We start from the raw sequence: 8,919 nt of genomic DNA, 5'->3' as shown, positions 1-8,919 counted from the left end.
ACTATGAGGGTTAAACTCGTCTGGTATCTGCATGAAATCAGGTTAGTTTCAAATTGTAGGGGTGTTGGCTTCGCTCATTCGCCCTAGTCACATACTATGTATGCTCCTAGGGTCTTATTCACTTGCCGCCTACCTACAATCTGAACTATGAGGGTTAACTCGTCTGGTATCTGCATGAAATCAGGTTAGTTTCAAATTGTAGGGGTGTTGGCTTCGCTCATTCGTCCTAGTCACATACTTATGTATGCTCCTAGGGTCTTATTCACTTGCCGCCTACCTACAATCTGAACTATGAGGGTTAAACTCGTCTGGTATCTGCATGAAATCAGGTTAGTTTCAAATTGTAGGGGGGCTAGCTTTGCTCATTCGTCCTAGTCACATACTTATGTATGCCCCTAGGGTCTTATTCACTTGCCGCCTACCTATAATCTGAACTATGAGGGTTAAACTCGTCTGGTATCTGCATGAAATCAGGTTAGTTTCAAATTGTAGGGGTGTTGGCTTCGCTCATTCGCCCTAGTCACATACTTATGTATGCCCCTAGGGTCTCATCACTTGCCGCCTACCTACAATCTGAACTATGAGGGTTAAACTCGTCTGGTATCTGCATGAAATCAGGTTAGTTTCAAATTGTAGGGGTGTTGGCTTCGCTCATTCGCCCTAGTCACATACTTATGTATGCCCCTAGGGTCTCATCACTTGCCGCCTACCTACAATCTGAACTATGAGGGTTAAACTCGTCTGGTATCTGCATGAAATCAGGTTAGTTTCAAATTGTAGGGGGGCTAGCTTTGCTCATTCGTCCTAGTCACATACTTATGTATGCTCCTAGGGTCTTATTCACTTGCCGCCTATTGATAACCTAAACTATGAGAGGCTATTTGGTTAGAAAAAGGCAAAAAAAACCCGCCCCTGACTAGGCGGGAACATCGACAAAATGCAATGTTTGTGAAAATTACGGCTAAACACGTTCAATAATAGTGGCGATACCTTGACCAAATCCGATACACATAGTTGCTAAACCAAACTGTTTATCTTTAAGCTCTAATTGATTAAGTAAAGCGGTGGTGATCCTTGCACCTGAGCACCCTAATGGATGACCGAGGGCGATAGCACCTCCACTAAGATTTACTTTTTCGTCTAATTGATTCTCTGATAATTTTAAACCTTTCATGCAGGCTATTGATTGAGCTGCAAAAGCTTCATTTAGTTCAATAATATCAATATCATTTAAAGACAACCCAGCGCGTTTTAATGCAAGTTCGCTTGCTGGTACTGGCCCATAACCCATTATTGATGGATCACAGCCAACTACTGCCATTGCTCGTACTCTAGCTCGTGGCTTAATCCCTTGCTGGCTAGCATAGCTTTCACTCGTTAGCAGCATTGCGGATGCCCCATCAGATAGGGCTGATGAGTTCCCTGCCGTGACTGTACCACTGACCGGGTCAAATGCTGGTCTTAGAGCAGCTAGGCCCTGAAGGCTAGCATCAAAGCGGATGACCTCATCATAATTTACAGAAATAAGATTACCATTAGCGTCATGCCCGCTAATAGGGACAATTTCATTACTAAATTTCCCATTTTCTGTTGCTAAAGCAGCAAGTTGGTGAGATCTCAAGGCAAATGCATCTTGTTCTTCACGGCTAATTTTGTACATTTTTGCTAGCATTTCAGCGGTAAGGCCCATTGCGCCTGCGGCTTTGGCAACTCGTAACGTCAGTTTAGAGTTGAAATCTATACCATGAGTCATGGGGACATGCCCCATATGCTCGACGCCACCAATTAATACTGAGTTTGCATCGCCTGTCATGATGAGTCGGCTAGCATCATGTATTGCTTGCATTGATGAACCACAAAGGCGATTAACAGTCACAGCTGGAACAGTGTGAGGTATATCCGTGAGCAATGCCGCATTCTTGGCAATATTAAACCCTTGTTCTAAGGTTTGTTGGACACAACCCCATATGATGTCATCTAACTGTTTTTTACTTGCATTTGGATTGCGTTCAAAAATAGCATTCATAAGGTGCGCAGATAGGTCTTCAGCCCTGACATGGCGAAATACCCCACCTTTTGAACGGCCCATCGGTGTACGTATTCCATCAATAATGACGACATTTTCCATAAAATTAACCCCTCGCAACTTTTTTGACATCAACGGCCACAACAGGTGGTTGTGGGTAATATCTAGCATTAGTAACTGCTTTTTCTTTTAAACCTTTAGGTGCCTGATAAAGAGGGCTTAAATGCTCTAAAGATTCTGCTGTTTTGAAATAAGACTGGCTACCCAAAGTATCTAAGTAGCAGAATGCGCCACCTCTAAATGGTGGGAACCCTAGACCATACACGAGAGCAATATCTGCATCTGATGGGCTCTGAATAATGCCTTCTTCTAAACAACGGACAACTTCATTGACCATTGGGATCATCATTCGAGCAATAATTTCTTCTTTGGTAAAAGAACGTTTTGTTGAGCAAATAGAAGCGAGTAGTTCATCTGTATGAGGGTCATTAACTTTTTTCGGCTTACCTTTTTTATCTTTTTCATATAGATAAAAGCCCTTGCCATTTTTTTGACCAAAACGCTGCTGTTCAAACATCACACTTATGGCATTTTTGCCTGTTTTACTCATACGCTCAGGGAAACCTTCGGCCATGACTTGTTCAGCATGGAAAGCAGTATCAATACCGACAACATCGAGAAGATAAGCAGGGCCCATAGGCCAACCAAATTCTTTCTCCATGATTTTATCTATTTCTCTAAAATCAGCCCCATCTTGCAAAAGTAAATTAAAACCTGCGAAATAAGGGAAAAGGACTCGGTTAACAAAGAAACCAGGGCAATCATTAACGACAATAGGGGTTTTCCCCATTTTATTCGCATAGGCAACAACTTTGGCGATAGTATCTTCAGATGTTTGTTTCCCTCTGATAATTTCAACTAATGGCATACGGTGTACTGGGTTGAAGAAATGCATTCCACAGAAATTTTCTGGGCGTTTTAGTGAGCTTGCAAGTGTCGAAATTGGAATGGTAGAGGTGTTTGATGCTAATAAGGTATCAGGGGCAATAAGGGATTCTACCTCAGTGAGCACAGCGGCTTTAATTTTGGGGTTTTCAACAACAGCTTCAACGACGATTTGGCTGCTTTCAATACCTGAATAGGATAATGAAGGGTGTATAGCAGCTAATGTGGTTGCCATTTGTGCAGCGGTGATTTTCCCTCTTTCAAATTGCTTGTTTAACAGCTTTTGTACTTCCTCAATCCCTAACTCTAATGATTTCTCATTGATATCCTTCATTAAAACTGGCACGCCCCTACTGGCGGACTGATAGGCAATGCCTCCACCCATAATCCCAGCACCAAGCACTGCGGCATGCGTTGGAGTACTAACATGTTGTGAGAGTTTTTTGCTATTAGATTTAACATGTTGATCATTCAGAAAAATACTGACTAATGCGCGAGCAACATCACTATGGGCGAGAGGTACAAAAGCTGCGGTTTCATGTTTTAATGCTTCATCTCGTGCACAGTTTGCTGCTTTTTCAATTGTATTTACAGCAGCCATTGGCGCAGGGTAATGTTTCCCAGCAGCCTGATACACCATTCCTTTTGCCACATTGAAACTCATTGTTTGTTCAATAGGGCTTAATTGTAATGGCTCTAGTTTTGGTTGGCGTTTTTTCTGCCAATTTAGTGCACCTGCAATAGCTGATTCAATGATAGTCAGTGCAGATTGAGGTAAGAGTTGGGTATCAACAACAGCGTCGATAAGACCAAATTTTAATGCTTGAGCGGCATTGATATCTTTACCTGCGGTAATAATTTCTAAGGCACTATCTAAACCGATTAGACGAGGCAGACGTACGGAACCACCGAACCCAGGCATAATACCAAGTTTTGTTTCAGGAAGCCCAATTCGAGCGTCGGGTGATGCGATACGAAAATCAGTGGATAAAACGCACTCACAGCCACCACCTAAAGCATAGCCATTGATAGCGCAGATAGTAGGAACTGGCAAATCTTCAATGCGGTTAAAAATGGTATTGGCATATTGTAACCAATTACTTAGCGTTTCTTTTGATGCCTCAAATAGAGATAAAAACTCTTTAATATCAGCTCCAACAATAAACGCTGGTTTATCAGAACGGAAAATAACACCTTGCAGATCGGTTTGCTGCTCTAGAACAGTCACGGCTTCATCAAGTGAAGCAACGGTGTGGGTATCCAATTTATTAATCGGCCCTGGTGAGTTAAAAACCAGTTCTGCAATCCCTTTTTTCAACCATTGAATATAGATTGTTTCACTTTGATAAAGCATTCTGCTCTCCTTTACATGGTAATGATATCTGGTATGACCAGATGAAATGAGTGTGACTAGAATGTTAATTAATTGCAAATGGTTAATGACAAAAATGGAATGCGGGTCACAGCAATTAAGCGAAATAATAATGAATTAAAATGATATTATCATTATTTATCAATATATTAAGTTAGGTTTGCAATAGAGTGCATATCCGTTAATTTCAGAACGTGGTAAGCTTGAATTTTCTAATTAATGCTGAAAGGTTGAAAGAAATGGAAAAATTGACTGCACTCTACGCTGAACATATTAAAACGTTACAATACAGAACTCAGCAAGTCTTACAGCGCAGCAAATTAGATGCCATATTGATTCATTCAGGTGAACCCCTACGCATCTTTCTTGATGATAGTGATTACCCTTTTAAAGTTAATCCTCATTTTAAGTCTTGGGTACCTGTTACTGATGTCCCACATTCTTGGTTACTCATTGATGGCGTAAATAAGCCTAAATTATGGTTTTATTCGCCAGTTGATTATTGGCATAGCGTTGAGCCATTACCAGATGGTTTCTGGACTAAAGACATTGACTTAATCCACCTAAAGAATGCGGACGATATCAAAGGGTTTCTGGCGAATATCCAAAAAGACAATATTGCCTATATCGGCTCTGCAACAGCAAGAGCGGAGTCATTAGGCATCTCTTTGCATAATATCAACCCAAAACCGGTTTTAGACTATTACCATTTCCATCGTTCATATAAAACAGACTATGAGCTTTACTGTATGCGTGAAGCACAAAAAATGGCGGTGAATGGGCACCTTGCAGCACTTGAAGCATTCCGTGCAGGAATGAGTGAATTTGATATTAATATCAGTTATTTACAGTCTACTGGTCATCGAGATACCAATGTGCCATATGGTAATATTGTTGCTCTAAATGAAAATGCAGCCGTACTGCATTACACCAAGTTGCAGCAAACAGTTCCTAATGAATTACGTAGTTTTCTGATAGACGCTGGTGCAGAGTACAATGGCTATGCAGCTGATATTACTAGGACTTATGCCGCAAAAGGCAAGGATGAATTTGCTGAATTAGTGGCGGATGTAAATAGCGAACAGCTTTCATTAATTGATACAATTAAAGCTGGGGTTCGTTATACCGATTATCACGTGGATATGCATCATAGGATCGCAAAAATCCTCGCTAAACACGATATTATAAAAGGTATTAGCGAAGAATCGATGGTCGAAAATGGGTTAACAACACCATTTTTACCTCATGGCTTAGGGCACCCTTTAGGGCTGCAAGTGCATGATGCTGCTGGCTTTATGCAAGACGACAGCGGGGCTCACCTTGCTGCTCCGAAAATGTATCCTTTCTTGCGCTGTACTCGTGTATTAGAACCTAAAATGGTATTAACAATTGAACCAGGTCTGTATTTCATTGAATCTTTACTCGCGGAGTGGCGAAATGGTGAATATAGTCAGCATTTTAATTGGGATAAAATAGAGTTCTTTAAACCTTATGGCGGTATTCGTATTGAAGACAATATAGTGATCCACGCTAACCGAATTGAAAATATGACTCGAGACTTACATTTACGTTAATGAAACCTTATTTAATACCAGCAGAAACGATTTCGTTTACTGAAGAAATTAAAAAAAGTCGTTTTATTACGTACTTAGCACATACCGAGGGTATTGAAGCGGCAAAAGATTATATCCAATCGGTTAAAGCTCAATATCCAGATGCTCGGCATCATTGCTGGGCATTTGTTGCTGGGCGTCCTGATGACTCGCAACAATTAGGTTTTTCTGATGACGGCGAGCCAACAGGAACGGCTGGCAAACCCATTATGGCACAACTTTTGGGAAGCAACTTAGGGGAAGTCACTTGTGTCGTTGTGCGTTATTTTGGTGGGATAAAACTGGGGACTGGCGGGTTAGTTAAAGCTTATGGTAATGGTGTACAGCAAGCACTGAAAATATTACCAACACAAACTAAAGTGCCACAAAAAGTGTTTAATTTAGTATGTGATTACTCATTGGTTAATGCAATTGAGCAGCTACTTATTCAGGTGAATGGCGTGGTTTTACACAGTGATTATAATGAAGCTGTCTCTTTGCAAATTGCAATTCCTGCTACCCTTCAGCAGGAAGTCAATGATAAATTACGCGATATAAGTCGTGGTGCCTTGTCGCTCACGCCAGAATCGGAATAGTAAACAGCTTTAGCAAGGAATCTGCCGAATGCATTTTCGCGCAATAACCCGTATTGTCGGGCTGCTAGTCATCATTTTTTCATTTACCATGGTTATACCAGGTATTGTGGCGCTAATTTATCGCGATGGCGCAGGGCGAGCCTTTAGCCAGACTTTTGTGACTGCGTTATTGATTGGTCTTTTTTTATGGCTACCTACGCGTAATAGCCGTCATGAACTTAAGGCAAAAGAAGGCTTTCTTATTGTCGTATTATTTTGGACTGTTCTGGGGAGTGTTGGGGCATTACCTTTTATCTTTTCAGAGAGACCAAACCTTTCCGTTACTGATGCTTTTTTTGAATCATTTTCGGGGTTAACCACTACTGGCGCAACAACGCTAACAGGGCTCGACTCGTTACCTAAAGCAATATTATTCTATCGGCAAATGCTTCAATGGCTTGGCGGTATGGGGATCATTGTACTCGCCGTTGCAATCTTGCCTCTACTGGGTGTTGGGGGGATGCAGTTATATCGAGCGGAAATGCCGGGGCCTTTGAAAGACAATAAAATGCGCCCACGTATTGCAGAAACTGCAAAGACGTTATGGCTTATTTATGTATTGCTAACGATTGCTTGTGCTGTTGCTTTGTGGGTAGCTGGTATGGATGTTTTTGATGCTATATCCCATAGTTTCTCAACAATTGCTATTGGTGGTTTTTCTACACATGATGCAAGTGTAGGTTATTTTAATAGCCCAGCGATTAACACCATCATTGGGGTATTTCTGCTCATCTCTGGCTGTAATTTTGGTTTACACTTCGCTGTATTAACTGGGCGTAGCCTTGGCATTTATTGGCGTGACCCTGAATTTAGAATGTTTATTAGCTTCCAGTTTGTTCTAGTCGTGATTTGTACTTTAGTTTTAATGTATCACTCAGTTTATGGTAGCTTTGGGCAAACGCTCGATCAGGCATTTTTCCAAGTTGTATCAATGGCGACAACTGCTGGTTTTACAACAGATAGCTTTTCGGGGTGGCCACTTTTTTTACCGATGCTTTTATTATGTGCGGCATTTGTTGGTGGGTGTGCAGGGTCAACTGGGGGCGGGCTAAAAGTTATTCGCATTTTGTTACTCTTCTTGCAAGGTTCTCGGGAACTAAAACGTCTGGTTCATCCAAATGCGGTATACACGATTAAGTTAGGCCAAAGAGCGCTCCCTGAAAGAATTATAGAAGCGGTATGGGGGTTTTTCTCCGCATATGCTTTGGTTTTTATTGTCAGCTTATTACTTTTGATAGCAACGGGCGTTGATGAGTTTTCTGCTTTCTCTGCTATAGCCACCACATTAAATAACTTAGGCCCGGGTCTAGGAACAGTTGCTGACAACTTTACCTCTATGAATCCAACTGGGAAATGGATATTAGTTGTGACTATGTTATTTGGGCGTTTGGAGGTCTTTACTTTATTGGTACTGCTGACACCGACTTTCTGGCGTGAGTAATTGAGTACAACCTAATATAGAAATGATAATAATCTAGGAACGATGATGAGCTATTTACTTTTACATTCCAGTACGGATGGGCAAACAAAAAAAATTATTTTAAAGATGGCTGAGCAGCTACGGACATTAGGTCGAGAGTGTGATATTCGTGATTTAAACACTGAGCAAAGCTTAAATTTGGCGGCTTATGACAAAGTATTGGTGGGGGCATCGATTCGTTATGGTCATTTTAATAAAAAGCTACTTCGTTTTGCGACTACTCACCAAAACCAATTGAATTCAATGAACACAGCCTTCTTTGCTGTAAATCTTACAGCAAGAAAAGAAGGGAAAGACACAGTAGAAACAAACGCATACACACGTAAGTTTTTAGAAACTTGCCCTTGGAAGCCAACATTAAAGTCTGTTTTTGCTGGAGCCCTCTTTTATCCACGTTATAAATGGTTCGATAGAACTATGATCCGCCTAATAATGAAAATGACAGATGGTCCGACTGACCCAAATACTGAAATTGAATACACTAATTGGGAGAACGTTACCCAATTTGCTAGTGAGTTTGATAAACTGTAGGTCTTTTTATCAACAAAATGCAGCAGGTTTGCACGATTTGTTTAATAAATCAGCGCTTGAAAAGAAATATTAAAAAAACACTTGCTAGATTTTCTGGGCTCCCTATAATGCGCATCCGTTGTCACGATAAACCGGCTCGAAGAAAACCTCGAAGCCTTGTGATAACAGAGGTGAGAAAGAAAAAGTTGAAAATAAATGCTTGACTTTCTAAATAAAAAACGTAATATACGTCACCTCGCGACAACGACCTAAGTTAATAAAAACTGAGTCGAATTTCCAAAAGAAATGTCGCAACGCTCTTTAACAATTTATCAGACAATCTGTGTGGGCACTCACAG

6 protein-coding genes are annotated in these 8,919 nt (G+C 41.0%); 4 read left to right on the top strand and 2 right to left on the bottom strand.

From position 1 onward, the window contains the following. Positions 1-961: 961 nt before the first annotated feature. Both fadA and fadB read right to left on the bottom strand, forming a co-directional pair. Entirely contained in the window at positions 962-2,128 is a 1,167-nt protein-coding gene (fadA, locus tag ACIPUA_RS17435; protein WP_042848818.1) for an acetyl-CoA C-acyltransferase FadA, read from the bottom strand. 4 nt (positions 2,129-2,132) lie between these two features. Beyond that, the gene (gene fadB / locus ACIPUA_RS17430; protein WP_449059909.1) at positions 2,133-4,325 is read right to left on the bottom strand and encodes a fatty acid oxidation complex subunit alpha FadB; all 2,193 of its coding nucleotides are present in this window, start codon (positions 4,323-4,325) and stop codon (positions 2,133-2,135) included. A gap of 257 nt (positions 4,326-4,582) precedes the next feature. Here fadB and pepQ point away from each other — a divergent pair, with 257 nt between their 5' ends. Genes pepQ through hemG form a run of 4 tightly spaced genes read left to right on the top strand, consistent with a single transcriptional unit; the run spans position 4,583 to position 8,581 of the window. Beyond that, positions 4,583-5,917: a Xaa-Pro dipeptidase gene (pepQ, locus tag ACIPUA_RS17425; protein WP_042848816.1), complete on the top strand. Its 1,335-nt coding sequence runs from the start codon at positions 4,583-4,585 to the stop codon at positions 5,915-5,917. Beyond that, positions 5,917-6,531, top strand: a complete 615-nt coding sequence (locus ACIPUA_RS17420; protein WP_042848815.1) for an IMPACT family protein — start codon at positions 5,917-5,919, stop codon at positions 6,529-6,531. The genes pepQ and ACIPUA_RS17420 overlap by 1 nt, the downstream gene beginning before the upstream one ends. 28 nt (positions 6,532-6,559) lie before the next feature. Then, on the top strand, positions 6,560-8,011 hold the full coding sequence (gene trkH, locus ACIPUA_RS17415) for a Trk system potassium transporter TrkH (RefSeq protein ID WP_042848814.1): 1,452 nt from the start codon (positions 6,560-6,562) through the stop codon (positions 8,009-8,011). 45 nt (positions 8,012-8,056) lie between these two features. Further along, entirely contained in the window at positions 8,057-8,581 is a 525-nt protein-coding gene (gene hemG / locus ACIPUA_RS17410) for a menaquinone-dependent protoporphyrinogen IX dehydrogenase (protein WP_042848813.1), read from the top strand. The last annotated feature ends 338 nt before the right edge of the window (positions 8,582-8,919 follow it).

The organism is Providencia sp. AGC89 (assembly GCF_053543535.1).
Note: the sequence above shows the minus strand (reverse complement) of the source record. Positions and strands in the feature narration are given on the sequence as shown.